This is a genomic window from Lunatimonas salinarum, assembly GCF_017811155.1.
In the GTDB taxonomy this organism is placed as follows: domain Bacteria; phylum Bacteroidota; class Bacteroidia; order Cytophagales; family Cyclobacteriaceae; genus Lunatimonas; species Lunatimonas salinarum.
Genome location: NZ_JACVCV010000021.1, coordinates 53,774 through 73,305, shown reverse-complemented (window position 1 = coordinate 73,305; position 19,532 = coordinate 53,774). Strand labels below are relative to the sequence as shown.

Genomic DNA, 19,532 nt, shown 5'->3' with positions numbered 1-19,532 from the left:
AAGCCAACGAACTCCAAATAGTCAAATTTTTAAAATCTCCTGACGTGCAGTTTGTGATTCCGATTTATCAGCGGAATTATGACTGGACCATTACTGAGTGTCGGGAATTGCTGAAGGATATAATCCAAGTAGTGGATGAAAAGAGGGTTTCCCATTTTATCGGTAGCATTGTTTTTATCCACGATGGAGTCTATAGTACAAGTGATGAGGTAAAGGAATTGGTGATTATCGATGGTCAGCAAAGGCTGACTACCATCAATATCTTGATTGCTGCGCTTTACCGGTTTGCCAAAGAAAATTTATCCCCCCAAGAATCGGAGAAGCTTTACAATATGTTTTTGGTCAATCAATACGTCCAAAAAGAAAGCTACAAACTCAAGCTAAAGCAAACTGACCGGAACGCCACGGCTTTCAAAGCTATACTCCTCGGAAATGAAAAGTCAATTGATGAATACTCCAATGTCAAAGAGAATTATAATTTCTTCCGGCCTGAAATTACCAATGAAACTTATCAGACCATTATTGACGGACTCAATCGGTTGATTTTTGTCGAGATTTCCCTAGAAAGAGGAAAGGACGATCCTCAGCGGATTTTTGAAAGTTTGAACTCCACAGGACTTGACCTATCCCAGTCTGATTTGATCCGGAATTTTATTTTGATGGACTTGCCTCCAGCTGTTCAAGACAGGTTATTTGAAACCATCTGGAATCCTATAGAAGAAAATGCCAAGGATCTATCCAAAAGAACTTCACTGGTTTCGGACTTTATTCGGGATTATTTAACCCTGAGAACCAAAAAGATCCCTAATAAAAACAAGGTCTATCAAGAATTTAAACTCTTGTTTCAGGGGAAAGATGAAGAAAGTTTCCAACAAGAGTTGGAAGATATTAAGTCCCTGTCCTTTCATTACAAAAAGCTAGTGAATCCATCTACTGTCTCAGACAAGCAGGTAAGACGGGAACTGGAATACATCAACAGACTTGAAATCAACGTGGCTTACCCTTTCCTACTTCAAATTTTTGAGGATTTGGAAAACGGAGTAATCGAAATCTCGGACTTGATTTCCATTCTCAAACTGATTCAAAGCTTTGCGTGGAGACGATTTATCGTAGGATTACCTACCAATGCCTTGAATAAAGTCTTCATGACTTTATACTCGGAAATCGATTCGGAGGAATATGTGACTTCGATCGAAAAGGCTCTAATGAGAAAAGGAGGTAATTCTAAATTCCCTACCAATGAGGAAGTTAGATTGGCCTTGAAGGACAAAGACCTTTACAATATCCAAACTAAGAACAGGTCCTATTTTTTCGAACTTCTGGAAAACTACAACAACAAGGAATATGTCGACACTTCAAACGAGGAGATTACCATTGAGCATATTTTTCCGAGGACACCATCTGAGGAATGGAAACAGTATCTTACCAGAGAGCAGTATTCTGACTTTAAGGATAAGTATATGAATACTATTGCAAACCTCACGCTGTCCGGAAATAATGGCTCACTCAGTAACAGGACTTTTCTAGAAAAGAAAACCATGAATGAGGAGGGTAAAGAACAGGGCTATAATTACAGCAGACTTTGGCTCAACTCCTATCTCCAAAAGATCGATGAATGGACGATCATTCATTTGGAAGAACGTTTTGAAATCATTTACGAGCGATTTTTGAAAATCTGGAAACTTCCTGAAGTAGTTGTTTTTCAGGAACAAATCGATTCAGAGCAAAATATCTTTGATGCAGAGAAACCTACATTCAAAAAGCTTGAATACTTCATTTTTGAAAACAACAAAGTCGAGGAAGAGGCTATTTCGCAAATGTACTTTTATGTGTTGAGAGCACTTTTCAGAAAGAATTCTGAAGTAATGGTTAGCGGGCAGGATGTAATTAAGATCAGCCGAAACCAATCTGATTTTAGAGAAGCTAGAGAATTGGAAAATGGCTGGTATTTCGAATCAAATACCGACAGTAATTCAAAATTCAGTGTTCTGAAAATGCTGCTTTCACTCTTTGAAATGGAGGAAGAATTGATAATAAAGTACCAAACTGGTCCTGTTAACAATGGTGAACCAAGTAAAGCCAATTTACATCGCAAGTTTTGGCAGCAACTCTTACCCCAAATTAAGGAAATTGACCTTTTTAAAAACATTAAGCCCACCAAAGATCATTGGCTAAGTACAGGATCGGGAGTCACAGGGGTTTCCTATACCTTAGTAATTACCAAATCATGCGCAAGAATAGAGCTTGGCTTGATGACTTCAAGCAAGGATTTGAACAAGTCATACTTTCGACAGCTCTTCGCCCATAAAAATGCGATTGAAAATGCATTCGGGGATTCTTTTGAGTGGCAAGAACTCCCGGATAAAAAAATGTGCAGAATCAAAACTGAGCTAGAGGGATTGGATTTCTTTAACCAAAAAGAATGGCCTGCATGGAATGAATTCTTTATCAAAAATCTCCCGAAATTCAAGAACGCATTTGATCCATTTTTAAAGGAACTAAAATAAAAATGAAACCCATGCTACCCATAATTCTTATCGTGCTCGGCGGAATCATTCTGCTTTCCGGCATACTCCTTCTGATCAAATCAAAGCCGGAAAAGAACGAATCCCTGAATCAGGTTATCTCAGCCGTAAAGGCCGATGGAATCCTCACGCCCAAAGAGGAAAAACTGGTCCGGGAAGTGGCCCAAACTGAAGGAAAAGACGGGGATTTGATCGTTGCCCTTATCAAGAACGAACTCGAAGCATCGGAGGAAGACAGCGAAACCGAACTCATCGATGTGAACGCAAAAGCAGGATACGACTTTGAGAAATTCGTGGTACGGAAATTTGATAAAACGTACTTTGATATCCGAAACTGGGCAGGGGATAAATTTGTGGAAGGACGATACGCCGACACCACCACCCAGCCGGATATACAACTATCCCTAACCCTTCGCGGAGACTCCTACCCATTTGCCGTTGAATGCAAATGGAGATCCGAACCCACCGGCGATTTTGTTCGGTTTGCCAATGATGGCCAATTGGAACGCTATAAAGCCTTCGCCAAGCAGGAAAATTACCCCGTCTTCATTGTGTTGGGCATTGGCGGAAAGCCTGCCGACCCGGCGGAGCTCTACATTTTGCCTGTTCACAAATTGAATAAGCCAGTCCTTCACAAAGCAGGTCTTGCAAAGTACAGAAGGAAAGTGGATTCGGATTTCTTCTTTAAACCAGATTCAAAAACTTTGAACTAGTGAACAACAGCAAAACGCAAACCAACTGAGCCTGATTGATCCTGTAGTCATTTTTGTGCTTGATCCTTAAGCGGTTCCTGCTAGGGAAGTTCATATTGAACAATTTCACGGACTCCCCTATAGGTGACCGCAAGGGCTATCCGACTCGACCCAATTTCGGTTTCACCAATCAGATCTACTTGAATGGAAGGAATCTCTCCCACAAAAGGCAGCAGGGCAGTAATGAACCTACTATTTCCTCCTTCAAGTTCCTTTTCCTTACGAAATGAAAATGCGGGTCGGGTTTCCTTCTTTGTGTATACATAGGAAACGTAGCCCTCCGTTTCCTCCATGGATAAACCAAGCGGGGAGAAAGACTTTATCAATAAATTGTACCCATCCGCAAAATCCGTGGCGACTGCATGCGCTTCCCTATCCCATTTCACCGGTCCAGGAGCCAACTGGAAATTTAGATCGACCATTCCAGTCCCCATACCGAGGGCTTCATCCACTAAAATAAAAATCTCATGATTGTAAAAAATAACAGCCCTGCGGTGCGATAGGTCTTTGTAATGCTGATTTTCAACCACTAAAATATCATGCTTCTCTCCAGGTTGCCAAAGTAAGAGGCTAGGTTTGTAGGCCGTATTTTCACCGTTTAGTGTAAGTGTCTGATGGACTTTACTTTGCCTGAACCAAGCCCGACCCTCTGCATCGCCGCTATAAATAAAGCTACCCGAATCGGGGGTTAGGTTCCTGCCTCCAGCAACTAGTTCAAAAGTCCCATTATCCGGTTGGGAATGTCCTCCGCCATCGGGTCCACACTTCAGCACCATGCAAATAGCATCCGATTCCCAGCTGCTTCGCATAGAATAAAGTCCACTGTGGGGATAGGCGAATGCTGTTTCAACGGGAATACGTCCCTGTTTACCCTCAGTACCAACATATAAAAAGTCCTGCCGCTCAAATAGCTTGGCCCATTCCATCAGTTGCCTGTAATATTGTCCGGGCTTGCCGGTCCATGCATCCCCAAACTGAGGTGTAGTCCCATCGGGAAATGCCAGTTTCATTGGCACCTCAGCCATCTTCTCTATCATCTGCATGTAATGGGGAGGAAATAACCCATCCTTGCCATTCATTTGAGCTAACTGATAGGTGCGTAGAAACCACCCAATACTTCCCATATGGTACCCAAAAGCCAGTTCGCGCTGATGGCCGTCCGGGTAAACTTGGTGGGTGATCTCCCTTCCTAAACGCCTCGTAGACTCTTTTAGCCAGGCCTGCGATTGGTTAAATTCCGGGAAGGTAAGCGCAATAAATGCCAATCCCTCTGCTTCCATCAATGCCCAATTACTACCTGAGCGATAACTTTCCATCAGTAGATCGGTGTGGTCCTTTAAACTGGATAAAAAGAAAACCAAGGTCCTTTCGTCAAAATGACAGGATTTTAAAAAGTAGTAAAACAGGTGTGTCCAGCGATATCCGCGTATTCCCGCTTCAATAGACCTCCAAGCATAGGCATGGGCTTCATCCCGAGGGTTTTTCGTCACCCAATCCACCAGCTGACTGCTCCATTCGGCAGCATAGACTTCCTCTTCCGTACTCGAATACGCCCGTCCCATCGCATCCCAGAAGCTCATCCGGTTGAGTTGCCATACCCACTCATTGTCCTTTACGGGCCTAAACCCCCAGTCAATGTCCTCTCCTACGAAAAAGGCTGGGTACGAAGGCTGTCCAACCATCCGATGTTCCAGGGCATCGTCGGCGACTTTACGTACATCATCCGGCAAATCCTGTTCGATGATGCGATGGATTGCCGGATGGTTTACGGAATTTCGGGTACGAAAATACTGCAACAGCCCACTGGGAATATTCTCTTTGCCCATAGCAGCTTCTAGCGAATCAAGCAATTGGGGATTCAGGCATTTGGCCAGCTGATCCCATTTTTCTTGAAAGAGGGAATCGCTTGGAAGCGGCATACTACTAAACTTGATAGGCAAGAGAAAAGACGCCGCGTTCATGGAGTTCATATCCTCTATCGAAGACACTGCCCCTTGAACGACCAAATTTGGTTCAAGAAGGAAAGAAGGTTTCAAGAATGGTGAATGAGTGACCAAAATCCCAAAAAACCCCAATGAAAGAACCGAAAATCGTATCATGCCCGTGTTAGCTTACCTATGTATCCTAAATATACACGTAGCTTGTTGGAAAACAAGTCCTAGTATTCAGATTCCCATCGTAATTTGTAATCGTCTACTGAGTCTGCTGCAATCAAATCCGTTCAAAATGAAAAATCGCTATCCCAATTTTGCATAAAAAAGCCACCTCTTTTTACAAGAGATGGCCTTTTCTTTTTACCTAAATTTAGGAAACCTTATTCCACATCCCACCAGGGCTTGATATCCATTTCGTTTTCGTAACCTGCATTTTCAATAGCACTAGGGTTATTGCCCAATTCTACTGCAGGATACAGCGCCCTAACGGGTATTGAGGTGCGAACAGCAGCGACAGGAAGTTCCAATTGCGGTACATCCAGCCTTCTCCATTCTGCCCAAGCCTCTATACCGTTTCCATATAGTGCTATCCATTTTTGCATACCAATAGAAGTTTTCCAATTTTCGGCATCATAGGTGTTGATGGGTTGAGCCAAATATGCTGCAACGGCAGCTTGATCTGTAATTCCCCATTGCATCATAGATGCAGCTACCGCAGCATTGTAAGCCTCCGCGGCATCCCCAGTGATAAAGCCCCTCTCAATGGCCTCGGCTTCAAAAAATTTCATTTCTGCATGGGTCATAAGATATGCCGGAGCCGTGGCAGATCGAAGACGCGTACTGGGCCTCGATGCGGTACCCTGTAAAGCAAAAGTCTCTCCATCAGTCAACCCATAGGGTAAACCAACAAAATTTCCAGCAACATTGGGATTCGCAAAAGCCGCTATTCGTGGGTCATTGCGCTCCGCCATAGCATCCACCAAGACGTCGGAAAGCGTAAAGTCATCTCTGTTATTAATGCTGTTGTCTACGAAAAAAGGATTGGCAATTCGCTGGTCAGATTGGAAAGGAAAATGGAATCCATCTTCGTAGGAGCTTATGACACCAGCCGCAAACGCCTCTGAAACCAACCTTCTTGCAGTAGCTTGGTCTACATCAGCCATCCGCATCCCAATTCGCACTTTTAAGGAGTTCCCGAATCGCTGCCATTTAGCCATATCACCTCCATAATAGATGTCCCCCGTCGTAAAGCCAGGAGCGTCTGTGCGAATTTTACCAAGCGCAGCATCGATTTCGCTAACCAAACCCGCGTAAATATCCTGTTGCCTATCGTACTGAGGATTTGGAAATTCAGTTGGGTTAAAAGATTGCGAATAAGGAACATTTACCCAGATATCGGTCACATTCTGAAAGGCCCAGATGCGAAGAAGTTCCAACGTGGCGATTCTGTTGTTTCTCTGCGCCTCGTTAAGGTTTTTATAAGCCTCAGTAATCTGCATTCCTACCTGTAGGTCGTTCATTCCGTTGGCAAAAAACGTATTCCAAATTGCGTCGAAATTGGATGGATTTTGATTGTAACGAGACCTCTCAGCGTACTCACTTTGAGAGAAATGCTGTACCATCAACATACCAAACTCAAAATTCAACCCACGGCTCCACATGAGATTAGACAAGGAAAACTCAGCTTGGGTAAGCAAATTCTCGGCAGGTACAGCCGTTGGATTATTAGGATCGGTATTCATCTCCTCGAAACCCTCTGTGCAACTCGCAAGCCCTAGGGCCACCAAAGACAGGGTCAATAGATGTTTTGCTATATGTTTCATGATTTGTTTAAATTTTGTAAGTGTGTCCGTTAGAACAAGAATTGGAAGCAAACGGGTGTAAAAGTCGAAATCTACACCCTCCTACCAAATTAGCAATCTTAAAGCCTAGAATTTAAAGCTGATGTCAAATCCGATAGATCTGGTGGTCGGCACCTGCGCATTTTCCAAACCCTGCACATTACCAGCACCGTTAACGCCTTGTGGGTCGAGATAAGGGAGATTACTATGTAGGATAGCCAAATTACGACCAAACAATCGGGCCCTTACATCCCTGATGGGAAGCTTGGAAATCAAACTGTTAGGCAGTGAGTAGGCTAGCGAAAGCTCCCGGAGTTTGATAAAGGAGGCATCAAATACGTTGGGAGAGGCAATTGACCAAATTGTCTGATAGTATGCTTGAGGAGTAACACTAACTGTGTTGGGCTCTCCAGATTCAGTGACACCGGGAACAACGAATCCTGTCTCTCGCACGTTGTTTTCTACAGTTACCGGATCCATACCCGAATATTTAGACCACTGCAATGAGGTTGAATGTATAATTCCTCCGCCTTGATAATCTACCAGAGCACTGAATTCCAGACCTTTATACCTTAAGCTGTTTCGAACACCTCCTGCAAAGTCTGCAATCGTACTTCCAAGAAATTCCCGGTTGCTATTTGCCAACGGAAACCCATTTGAGCCTACAATAACTTGACCGGATTCATTGCGTCTGAAATCCTGTCCGAAAAGCGACATGTAGGGGAATCCTTCTTGCACACGCACGTCCGCAGCCCAGGTCGAACCTGCGATAATATTTTGCACACCGGGCGCGAGTTCTACTACCTCGTTGTTGAAAGTGGCAAAGTTGACCATCAGATCCCAACTAAAATCGCCCCTTACAATAGGTTGTGCGTTTACAGACACCTCAAGTCCGTGGTTTCGCATCGAACCTGCATTCAAGACTCTAGATGTAAAACCAGTTGAAGCAGAGGAAGGTACGTTAAAGATTTGATCTACTGTAGTGCGATCATAATACGATACATCAAATGATAATCGATTGTTTAGTACCGCGAATTCAATACCCACTTCTATTTCGTTGGTTCGTTCGGGGCGCAGATTGGCATTTGGATTGCTCAATGGCACGGTATATCGAGGGAAGCTGCCAAAATTTGGAACCACATTGGAGAAGACGTTCCGCAATTGATACGGTGCGGCATCATTGGCCGCTTGACCATAACCTACACGCAATTTACCAAACGAGAGGAAGGAATTTTGAAGTGCCTCCAACTCCGTAAATACAAAGCTCGTAGATGCTGAAGGGTACCAATAATTGTTATTTCCGGCAGGAAGTGTAGAAGACCAATCTCCACGTAGCGCCAAATCAAGGTATAGCATCTCCAAGAAGCCTACCGAAGTCGTCGCAAACACACTATTTATGGCTCTTTCTCTTTGTTCAGTTACTACCTGGGGAGAGTTTACAGAATTGGCGATGTTAAAGAAACCATCCAACGCCAAACCTCCTACCGTATTGATGGTATTTCTTGTGTTGGTCTGATTCATTAAATTTCCACCAACCATGGCATTCAAGGTGAAGTTTTCGTTGATACGCGTATCGTACAACAATTTGGCCTCGAAGTTATTCTCTGCAAACGTACGCACTTCCTCTCTATAGCTAGACTGCGTAATGCCACCTTGAGGTATGCCCTCTCTTGACTTAAACGTAAATCCATCCCGCATTGCCCGAACATTGAATGAGAGGCCGTCCATTATTTTGTAGTTCAGATTGAAATTACCAAAAAAGCGGTCGCGTGTATCTTCCTGCAAGTAATTTCGTCTCACCCAATAGGGGTTATCAAAGAATCTGGGAGCCTGATTAAATGACAAAAGCTGTCCGGTTTCAGGATCTATTACCGGCCCTACCGGGTTCCATGTCTGCTGACGTCCATCAGTAAACTGATCATTTTTTAATCGATCCACGTCCAGTTGGGTTTGCCACCATTGGGTGAAGCCCTGCATGGGATTTGCATTATCATACCCGGTCGCGTTGCGTCCATCAGCGTTTTGGATCACTAAGCTACCTGCCGCAGATGCTGTCAAACGATCCGAAATCTTGTAAGACGTGTTAAAGCTAACGGTATTTCGCCCTAAATTGGAATTCGGAATTACGCCTGACTGGTCTAGGTTGGTATAACTTAACCGAAAGCTTCCGGCATCGTTAGATCCTGTCACAGCAAAGCTATTTTGCCGGGTTACACCCGTTTCGAAGAATCTTTCATACGGATTGGCGGGTGCTACCCATGGTCTTGTTTCACCATAAGTAGGCGAATCTCGGTCCCAAGAATCCCAATGACGTACCATCACATTTGGATCATATCTTGGTCCCCAGGCGCCATCTTTTGAATAAATAGGCGCTAAATACAACTGACCGTTTTCAAAAAACTCAACAAACCCAGATTCGGTATCTGAAATGTCTCCACCACCATATAGTTGTTGGTGTGGCATCAGGGCAATCGGTGACTCGAACGTCGTGGTCGAGTTTACTTCTACTCCAATACCCTTTTTTTGACCACCACTCTTTGTCGTAATCAAAATAACACCATTTGAACCACGCGTACCATACAATGCCGTAGCTGCAGCTCCTTTCAAGACCTCCATGGAGGCAATATCAGCAGGGTTGATATCAGATGCAGCATTACCGTAGTCGTAAGCCCCACCACCAAAACCTTCTTGCTGATCTGTTGTCGCATAGTTGTCGTTGTTTATGGGCATTCCGTCCACTACGAACAATGGCTGGTTTTCTCCCAAAAAGGAATTAGCTCCACGGATCGTGATTCGCGAAGATCCTCCAATAGCACCTTGCGAGCCCTGAATTTGAATACCAGCAACTTGGCCTTGCAGAGCATTCACGATGTTTGTTTCACGCGATTCTGCCAACCGTTCGCCGTCCACGGATTGTACCGAATACCCTAAAGAGGCCTTTTCTCTGGAAACACCCAAGGCAGTGACTACCACTTCGTTCAAAGAACCGAACTCGGGCTCCATGGTTACATTGATCACCGAGCGCCCGCCGATTTCAATCTCCTGGGAGGCCAATCCAATAAAGGAAAAGACCAACACATTGCTACCGGCAGGAACATTAACCATATAATTACCATCCATATCGGACACAGATCCGATGGTGGTACCCTTTACCAAGACACTCGCTCCGGGGATGGGTTCATTTCCCTCCGAAGAAATAATCGTGCCTCTGACCTCTGCGGTCTGTGCAAAAGATAATTGCATGATCAGACCGAGAAACAGTGTAAATAGTAAATTTTTCTTCATATTGTTTAAATTAGATTATGATCAAATGTAAGCCCCGAATTGAAAAAATTAACAATTATTTAAAAAAAACCTGAAACACCTGGCAAGACAAAACCATAATACCCTGAATATTAATAGGTTAAAAAATTGCAATTTACTTAGCAGAGAAAAGGTATGATTCTCTAAACGACTTTAATTTTGAAAAAAATAGTAAAATACCTATAAGTAGATTATTTACGGTTAATTTTTACTTTCTCGACTATTTCCAATTAAGAATGCCCTACTACTCAAAACAAAGGAATAATAATCGCCAAATTTTATGATTAGCGGCATTATTAGCGGATGGAATTTATAAATCGTGTACTGTACGGCTTATCCAAAATCGGACAAAAATAAAATATGGTCGAAATCGAAAAATTCAAAATTTCTTAAAAAATAGTTGCAATTGAAAAATACCTAATCAAACGCCTCATTTTTTCTAAAATGTACCAGCAAAGTTCTTTAAAACAAAACTTAGTTAGTACAGCAGGTCACTTTACTTCCGTTTCTCTAAGGAAGCCTATAGGTGCAGACCACATTCTGTTTTGGGACTATTGTTCCATCTGCCGGTGCGGTCATTTCCTGGCACTGTGCAGTGCTTGCACCCAATGGAATGGTAGCCTTTTGCGATCAGTGGATGAAATGGGTAATGATGTTCTTGAATATATTTATCCCTATCCTCTGGACTGACATCCAAGAGAGGATAAAACTTAAGGATGCCTCCCCGTTCTTCAAAAATATCCAGTGAAGCCCGGTGGTCACTCTGCCACCACATCAAACCACTCACCCATACGTTAAATTTGCTTTTGATCAATTCCAATGGTTTGACCTTGTTGATGGAGCAGCAAAGTTCCGGATCCGATTTCCAGGTCTGGTTTTCGGAAGTAAACCGGTGATCTTCCTCTGAGGCACTTACCGATACCACATCCAGTCCATACAGTTTGGATAGCTGTTGCTTGTATGCCAACGTCTCGTCAAAATGGTACCCGGTATCGATAAAGTAAATCTTCTGCGTCGGCTTAATGCCGGCAAAAATACTCAAAAGCAAGGCCGAAGTAGCTGCAAACGAACTGGTAAGCATCACTTCATTTTCGGAGAAATCCTCGTACAACTGCCGTACCCGATCTTCTACGGATAGGAGATGGTACTTTTTGTTTAATAACCTCAGTTCTTCTTTTGAATAGGTTTTCTTGGATACGGCAGAATCTGACATACTATGTGGCGGTTAAAAACAGGGAGACGATGCTGGCATAAAGGCCAAAAAACACCTGTCATTATATTTCCTACAAAAATGATAGGTTTTATCTAGTTAACCAAGGAATTCGAAAAATATTTTAAAATGTGACAGATTCAATGAAGCTCCAAAGCGCCCAAAATGGAACCTCAACCGGCCGGTATATAACCAACAAGGAGCAAAACCTTCTGGGCTTTACTCCTTGCGTTGAAATATTCAGGAAGCACTCCCTATGGATTCCACCAGGCAGCCATTTCCTTTCTTAACTTATTCACCACCTTCGGGTTTTGAGCTGCCAAGTTTTGTTGCTCCGTCGGATCTTTCACGATATCGTACAGCAATACTTCCTGATTTTGTGTGTTTGCGCCACCTGGAACAATGAGCTTCCATGGCGTGGTAATGACCATGGTACTTTCCAGTGTTTTTCCAGGTTGGTCTACGCCCGCCATATCATGTGCAAAATCGAGGCTGAAAATCATTTTTCGTTTACGAACAGCCTTTTCATCCATCACATTGATGCCTTGCATGGTAGAAAGAGGCGCTAACCCAACCGCTGCAAGTGTAGTCGTTACAATATCAATGCTGCTGGATACATGTTGCGTATCCATGCGCGGAGCAATCTTTTTTGGCCACTTGTAGATAATGGGGGTTCTAATCCCCATGTCCTGAGGATCCTGCTTGGAGCCGGGCGCATAAACATTGGGTTTATTGGGATCCTGAATCCATCCGTTGTCGGTCACAAAAACCACCAACGTATTATCTGTAAGCCCCATATCGTCTACCTTTCCCAGCAGTTGCCCCACCGTTACGTCCAACCATTCACACATCGCCCAGTAGGAAGCTATTGCCTTCGATGGTGCTTTTGGCAAATATTTTTGGAGAAGCGAATCCGGAGGAGTATGGGGGGAATGCGGAAGAAACGGGGCATACCAAACAAAGAACGGCCTTTTCTGCTCAACTGCCTCATCGATAAAATCGTAAATAGGGTCCATCCCTTCCCTGCCGATTTTCAGTCCTTCGTCCCCGTGGCGACCACCTCTGGAGGGGTCTCCATGGGTCATGCCATGCGTAAAACCTCCCTCTTTCCAATGACCTCCCCACCACTTACCCGACTGAAAAGACAGGTAACCTAGCTTTTGAAGCAACATGGGAACGGTCGGATGCTTTTGAAATTCATCCAGGTAATCGCGATAAAGGCGGGCCCTTGCCTCCATCCAGTCTCTTTGATACCGTGGACCATTGAAGGAAAATTTGGGATCATTTCCGGTGATTCGGTGCTGCTGTGGGTAGAGGCCCGTGATGATTGAAGCCAAGGACGGACTGCACAACGGGGCGGTTACATAGCCTCGGGTGAAGGTAAGCCCATCTGCCGCCAGCTTATCGATATGGGGGGTTTCGATATGAGGATGCCCGGTAAATCCGTAGTCATTCCAAGACTGATCATCTGAAAGAATGTAGATGATATTTGGCAGTTCCTCCGACTGACCCAAGGCTATCTGTACTGTCTGCAGGAATAGCCAACAAGGGATCAGTTTGACAAATCCGCGTAATATTTTATGCTTTTTGTTCATTTGTTTATCATTGGTTTTGGACGGCCACACAAGTAACGCTCCGAAGTCATAGAATCTAGGAAGGCAGGCCAAGCAAATTATCCAATTGCTTGACCTGCTTGTCCGCCTCAATCTAATCACGGGATTATTACCGAACATTTAGCCCAAGCATCTTAAGCGCGGTTTGGAACCTCCCCCTCTCTGTACACCGGGCTCCAAGGGGTCTTCGTCCTTCATTCCCAGGCATTCGCCGAAGCCATTAGCGATGCTTAATAGCCCGGGTTTTGCGGAAAATCTCCTGGATTACTAACTCTGTCAATTTGAGTCTGGGGGATTGGTCTCACTAGATGCATTTCCTTGATATTTGCCCCGCCATCTCGATTATACAGCTTAACTCGCTCCAACAGAGTCCCTGTACGCTTTAGGTCATACCAACGGTGCATTTCACCCATAAGCTCTCTAGCACGCTCATCGAGAATGAAATTAAGGGAAATATCATCAGCAGTTACCTGCATTTCAGCTTCCTTTCCTGGTTTGGCCGCTCTGTTTCGAAGAAAATTTATATGGTCAGCAGCAACATTGTTATTCCCCTGATTCATAGCTGCCTCAGCCGCTATCAAGTACATTTCAGCCAATCGTATCAACACGAGATCTCTAGTACCAAAAAGAGTTTGGGCATCTGGTCTGGAAGGGTCTAAATGCTTGCGGAGCGTCGGCCATTGCCTCCTGAGCCGTCCACCGATTTCTAAATCAGTTGCTTCACCCACCCAAGTGCCATTGTAATCGATCAACCAGTACGGTGCTGAGTTTTGAATATTGTCTGCCACCGGATGGATTACTATGTGGATAGCCGTGTCCCCAACTGCTACATCATGCCCGTTAATTCGCCCGGGATTGGTTGCATACCATACCGTTTGGAAAGAACCTTCATACCTGTCGTCTATAGAGGGGTCAAAAAGGTCAATTAGGTAATTTGTCATCATTAAGCGATTGTGTGACACACCGTCCCTGATATTTCGCTCAAGGGTTGGGTTACTTTGATATGCAAAAACAAAGAGTTGATGAGTCCTGTTTCCGTTCCCATTTGTCACCGGGTTATTGGTAAATTGAACCGCCCATATTACTTCACTATTTTCTTGTTTATCAATATCCCAAAGCTCTCCATATGGCTTTACCAACTGAAAGTTATACTGATTAATCACATTTTCTGCTCGTTGTTGCGCTTCCGCCCAATTTCCAAGTGTAAGTTGTACCCTAGCCATAAGGGCTTCAGCAGCAGGCTTAGTCACTCTGCCATAGTCCCCGGTAGTTGCTGGTAGGTTATCAATCGCAAATTGCAAATCCGGAATAATTCCCTCTTGGTAAATCCTCGCCGAAGGGGTTTTATTTGCAGTGGTCTCCACCCCGATGGTTTCCTCAAGGGAAAAATGAACCTCCCCATATTGTTGCACCAAATGAAAGTAGTAAAGTGCACGGAGGAACCTAGCCTCACCCTCAACCCTGGCTTTTTGGCTTTCAGTCATATCCACCACATCATTAACACGGGATACGATGGTATTGGCCTGATTAATACCAATATACAAATTGTTCCAAACGGCGGTAATCTTTCCGTTTACTCCTAGTAAGTTGGGTGAGTAATCGTTGATTTCGGGGGCATTCGTCACTCCTCCAAAGCCATTTGTCCAAATGTCTGTGCCAATTTCGGTCACAAACATAAAGTCTTCGGTGGCAAAATTCCTCAGATTACTGTATGTTGCCTTTAAGCCATCTTCTATTCCTTTTGCCGTTGAATAATATCCGTCGGCAGTAGCTAAACTGACCGGTGTTTCTACAAGTATACTTTCACATGATCCGGTCAACAGGAATAAACCGATCAACCAACTATTTTTTATGATGCTTTTCATCTCCAATTTTTTTAAAGTGTTAGAATTTGACGCTAAGTCCCATAACAAATGTTGCCGTTGTCAACGGACTGTTTCCTCCCACGATCCCGTTGGAGGTTTCAGGGTCCACTACGCTAAACTTAGAAAAGGTGAATGCATTATTGACTGTACCAAACACCCGGAAAGAGGAAAACCCAAGATTTTGCAACCGATGGTGATTTATATTGTAACCAATGGATATATTCCTAATTTTAACAAAAGATCCATTGTGAAAGCGGACAGCGTCCGCATATAAAGGTGCTGTATTCCCTCTTGGAATGGGTATTGAATTGCTTGGATTGTCTGGAGTCCAATAGTCAAACAATAACATATTCGTCCTACCCTGCCAGTTGTTGGCCCCAAGCCAATGAAAATCACTTCGAATCATTTGTCCCTGCCGGGCAAATACCAAGAAGGAAAAGTCAAAGCCCTTGAAGGAAAAGCGATTCGTTATTCCTCCGCTCCATTTAGGTACTGTAGATCCCAAAACTGTCCGGTCATCCGCATTTAGATTCCCATCTGACTTATTTGTCAGGTTTCCTTGGACATCTCTTCCGTTTACATCCGCAATCCGGATGTCTCCTGGAGCTTGATTGTATTGTCTCGCCTCATCTGCTTCACTGGATTGCCATATTCCATCCTGCTTGAAACTGTAAAACACATTAATCGGATGCCCGATAAACCACTGATTTCCAACATCATCATTTTGTCCGTCGAAGAGCTCCATAATTTCCTCTCTATTTGAAAAAACGTTAAAGCTCACATCCCATCTCAACCCGTCTTTATTGTCAATTACATAGGAAGCTGCTGAGAGCTCAATCCCTCGGTTCCGTGTAGCTCCTATGTTTTGTAAAATTGACTGATAGCCTGAAGTAATTGGAAGTAGTCTATTCAAAAGTAAATCTTGGGTGTTGGTACTGTAAAGCTCTAAGGAACCTGTGACTCGATCGTTAAACAATCCAAAATCCAACCCTAAATTGATGGTTTTGGAAATTTCCCAACCTAAATCGGGATTAGGAATGATACTATGGCGATATCCAAATGCCTGCTCCTCGCCAAATGCATACACACTTCTCGCCAAACCTCCCAAAGTTTGAAACGGAGATATAGCTGTATTTCCCACTTCGCCATACCCTGCTCTAAGCTTTAAAAAGGTGCTTGATGAGTTGGAGAAAAAACTTTCCTCTGAAATAATCCAGCCTAAGGCTACAGACGGAAAGAAGGCCCATTTTCTTCCTTCGGCCAATCTTGACGAACCATCAGATCTTCCAGTTACGGTAAATAAGTACCGCTCTTTAAAACGGTAGTTTATTCTACCCATATAAGACATTAATCCCCATTCCGACAACCCGCTGTTTATATCCAACAATGTGGATGCACCTCCCAAATCATAGAAAGATGAGGTTTCAATTGGTATATCCATACCTCTTGCATAAGAAGTTTCTGTTCTACTTTCCTGCGTACTAAAGAGTGCAACCACATCAATTGCATGGTCTCCGACTTGCTTTTTGTAGTTTAAGATGTTCTCTAAGGTATAAGAAAACTCGTTTAAATTATCAACTGAGGCAGTGTTGAGACTTCCATCCATGGTTCCTGTATAAATCCCAGTCCTAGCTAGCCTAATATCCGGTCCAAAGTTTACTCGGAAGGATAAATTCTTGTGTAGCTCATAATCGGTATAAATATTGGCAAAAATCCGGTACCCCTTTCTTTCATTTTCATATTGGTTGGGTTGTAGATAGAGAATTGGATTCGCTGTATTGGTAGCCCTTTGGTTTGGGAACGCAGGGACATTTCCCTCCCCATCATAAGGCACCGATAAAGGAGAAAATATCAATGCGTTGTTATATGGCTGATCCCTCATTTGGTTTCGAATATCTGTGGAAACCGTCGAGCTTAATCCGATTCTCAATTTGGGCCTAAGAGTTGCCTCAACATTAGCCCTCGCCGAATACCGAGTGTATCCTGTATTGGGTATGATACCCTTTTCATCAAAATATGCACCTGAGATGTAATATTTAACGTCCTTTGTTCCGCCACTCACCGATAACTGGTGCTCTTGTTGGGTTCCAGTGCCTATTACCAAATCTAACCAGTCCGTTTCTATTCCATTTTGCAAATTCTGAGCTTCCTCGTCACTCATAAGAGCGGCATCCCGGCTATTGTCGTCCCGAGCAAGCCCATTGGCAATTCGAATATATTGAGCATATTGCTCGCCATTCATCAAATTAATATTCTCCACCGGATTTTTTATCCCATAATACCCGTCATAGCTAATCAAAGATTTCCCTTCCTTGCCCTTTTTTGTAGTAATGAGAATTACTCCATTGGCACCTCTAGATCCATAAATCGCCACCGCGCTGGCATCTTTCAATACTTCCATGGACTCGATGTCATTGGGATTAAAATCATTGATGTTAGCGGTTGTCGGTATACCATCAATTACAAATAAGGGGTCATTATTAGCAGTAATGGACCGATTCCCTCTAATTCTAACTTGCATTGGTGCGCCTGGAGATCCATTCGCTCGTACAATATCGACTCCAGCCAAGCGCCCTTGCGCTTGATCCAAAACGTTAGCCGCAGGAATCTCTGCTAAATCCTTGCTGGAAACTGAGGATATTGCCCCAGTGATATCGCTCTTTCGCTGCGTTCCATACCCTACTACCACCACTTCCTGAAGCGAGGATTGATCCTCTTTCAATACCACATTGATCTGCGTCTGATTGGATACCGTTACCGTGGTTGCTGCGTATCCGATAAACGAGATTTTCAGCACAGCCCCCTCGCCTACATTCAGCGCAAATTCCCCGTCAATATCCGTTACGGTGCCAATGGCGGTACCCTCTACAATCACCGTGGCCCCAGGAATGGGTTGGCCGGATTCATCGGTGACCTTTCCTCGAATGTCAATATCCTGCTGTATCAGGGCAAACCCCTCATCGACGACCATTTTACTGGCGCTCATTCCTGCCACTTCACTGCGGGTCACATAGATATTGTCGTTGACCCGCTTGAAATCGTAGTCAGCCTGCTCCGTAATTGCCTTTAGGACAGTTCGAAGGTCGCTCGATAGGTTAATCGTAATGCGCGTGCGGTCCCTTGCCACTTCCTGATTGTAGGCAAACACGAAATCGGTCTGTTTCTCCAGTTCATCCAATACCTGAACCAGGCGCTGATTGGTTGCCCTTAGGCTAACCTGATAGTCTTCCATGCTCTGTGAAGAGGATGGTTCCGCAAACACCACCTGCATCACAAGCAACTGCAGCAGAAAATACTTGAGGGTCTGTTTTGAATAAAGCACAACTAGCCTTAGTAAATTAATTTTCATAATTTTGAGTGTTTATTGTTAAACTTGATGGGCCTTGGCCCGTTGAAATTCTATCCGGGACTGTTGCAGCAGTCTCGGATTTTTATAAAGCGATGGTCACTGTTTCATAGGCGGGTTTTGGGAATGGTTTTACGTTGTTATCGTTTATTGATCGTTAATTTTTACATCCCCGATAGCGGATTCGCAGCCTTCCGTCAACCGTCTTTTCGTATTGAAAATCCACTAGGTTTTTTAGTCCATAAAGCACCGTATAGAGGCTCCTATTTTCATAGGAAGCCTTAATAAAGCAGCCCTCCCCGGCCATTCCCTCAACATCAATAGCAATGTTATATACTTTCTCCAATTTTGCCAGTACCTCGCTGAATGGCGTCATATCAAAAGCGATTTGTTCCGAACGCCACGCCAGGTAATCTGCCGCATCTACTTCTGATACGGCCATTTTGCGGTTTTCGGGATCAACCAAGGCCAGCTGATTTGGACTGAGTACCAACTGCCGCTCTTCGTTGATGCCTCCTTGAATGACCCCTACCCTACCCGTCTTCACCATTACCTCTACTTGACTTTTCGAAATAGCCTTTACGTTAAAGCTAGTTCCCAATACGCGGGTCTTTATGCCGCTACTTTGTACCAAGAATGGTCGCTTGCTATCCGGCACCACCTCAAAAAAGGCCTCGCCCTCCAGTTCAATTTCACGGGAATCAGACGCAAACTCCTCCGGAAACCGAATTTTAGAATTGACATTCAGGTAGACCACCGATCCATCTCCAAGGGTTATTACCGCCTTTTGACGCTCGCCGGTCATACGTTCCGCCATAGGTACCGGTTGAACAGAGACGTTCCGTTGATAGATTACGAAGCCTAAACCGATTAGCAACACAAAAAAAGCAGCCAACACCCTGTAGGAATACCGATTGGACTTGGTGATTGCACGATCCTTTAGGCGGGTAGCTACTTGACGTTTGATACGGGATTTTATGGCATCCTCTTCCCGTTCGTTCATTTCCCAAGACATGGGAAGCCGCTGCAACTCGTCAAACACATCTGAAATAAGCCGATTTTCCTCCGGGCTGCTTAAGCCCTTTGCTTGTTTTTCCAGCAAGTTAAAAAAACGCTTTTTGTCCATCTGAATTTATTGCTTTG

Annotated in this window: 10 protein-coding genes; 2 read left to right on the top strand and 8 right to left on the bottom strand. The window is 44.1% G+C overall.

Features of this window, described 5'->3' with window-relative positions:
• Window positions 1-2,507, top strand: a 2,507-nt coding sequence (locus IAQ59_RS19395; RefSeq protein ID WP_209332511.1) for a DUF4268 domain-containing protein, incomplete at its 5' end; no start/stop codon positions are given.
• Between the two features lie 11 nt (window positions 2,508-2,518).
• The gene (locus IAQ59_RS19390) at window positions 2,519-3,238 is read left to right on the top strand and encodes a hypothetical protein (RefSeq protein WP_209332510.1); all 720 of its coding nucleotides are present in this window, start codon (window positions 2,519-2,521) and stop codon (window positions 3,236-3,238) included.
• Between the two features lie 80 nt (window positions 3,239-3,318).
• Here the strand turns inward: IAQ59_RS19390 and IAQ59_RS19385 are convergent, their stop codons facing one another.
• The 8 genes from IAQ59_RS19385 to IAQ59_RS19350 all read right to left on the bottom strand — a co-directional run bounded on the left by IAQ59_RS19385 (window position 3,319) and on the right by IAQ59_RS19350 (window position 19,515).
• A complete protein-coding gene (locus IAQ59_RS19385) occupies window positions 3,319-5,376 on the bottom strand; it encodes an alginate lyase family protein (protein WP_209332509.1) in 2,058 nt (685 codons plus the stop codon).
• Window positions 5,377-5,591: 215 nt separating this feature from the next.
• Window positions 5,592-7,034 (bottom strand): SusD/RagB family nutrient-binding outer membrane lipoprotein, encoded by a 1,443-nt coding sequence (locus IAQ59_RS19380; RefSeq protein ID WP_209332508.1) that lies wholly within the window; start codon window positions 7,032-7,034, stop codon window positions 5,592-5,594.
• A 105-nt stretch (window positions 7,035-7,139) separates the two neighbouring features.
• Window positions 7,140-10,337, bottom strand: coding sequence for a SusC/RagA family TonB-linked outer membrane protein (locus IAQ59_RS19375; protein ID WP_209332507.1), 3,198 nt, complete (start codon window positions 10,335-10,337; stop codon window positions 7,140-7,142).
• Between the two features lie 538 nt (window positions 10,338-10,875).
• On the bottom strand, window positions 10,876-11,568 hold the full coding sequence (locus IAQ59_RS19370) for a phosphoadenylyl-sulfate reductase (RefSeq protein ID WP_209332506.1): 693 nt from the start codon (window positions 11,566-11,568) through the stop codon (window positions 10,876-10,878).
• Between the two features lie 251 nt (window positions 11,569-11,819).
• Window positions 11,820-13,160 (bottom strand): sulfatase family protein, encoded by a 1,341-nt coding sequence (locus IAQ59_RS19365; protein ID WP_209332505.1) that lies wholly within the window; start codon window positions 13,158-13,160, stop codon window positions 11,820-11,822.
• Window positions 13,161-13,408: 248 nt separating this feature from the next.
• Window positions 13,409-15,043, bottom strand: a complete 1,635-nt coding sequence (locus IAQ59_RS19360; RefSeq protein ID WP_209332504.1) for a RagB/SusD family nutrient uptake outer membrane protein — start codon at window positions 15,041-15,043, stop codon at window positions 13,409-13,411.
• Between the two features lie 19 nt (window positions 15,044-15,062).
• Window positions 15,063-18,392 (bottom strand): SusC/RagA family TonB-linked outer membrane protein, encoded by a 3,330-nt coding sequence (locus IAQ59_RS19355; RefSeq protein WP_209332503.1) that lies wholly within the window; start codon window positions 18,390-18,392, stop codon window positions 15,063-15,065.
• A 154-nt stretch (window positions 18,393-18,546) separates the two neighbouring features.
• Window positions 18,547-19,515, bottom strand: a complete 969-nt coding sequence (locus tag IAQ59_RS19350; protein ID WP_209332502.1) for a FecR family protein — start codon at window positions 19,513-19,515, stop codon at window positions 18,547-18,549.
• Between the last annotated feature and the right edge of the window lie 17 nt (window positions 19,516-19,532).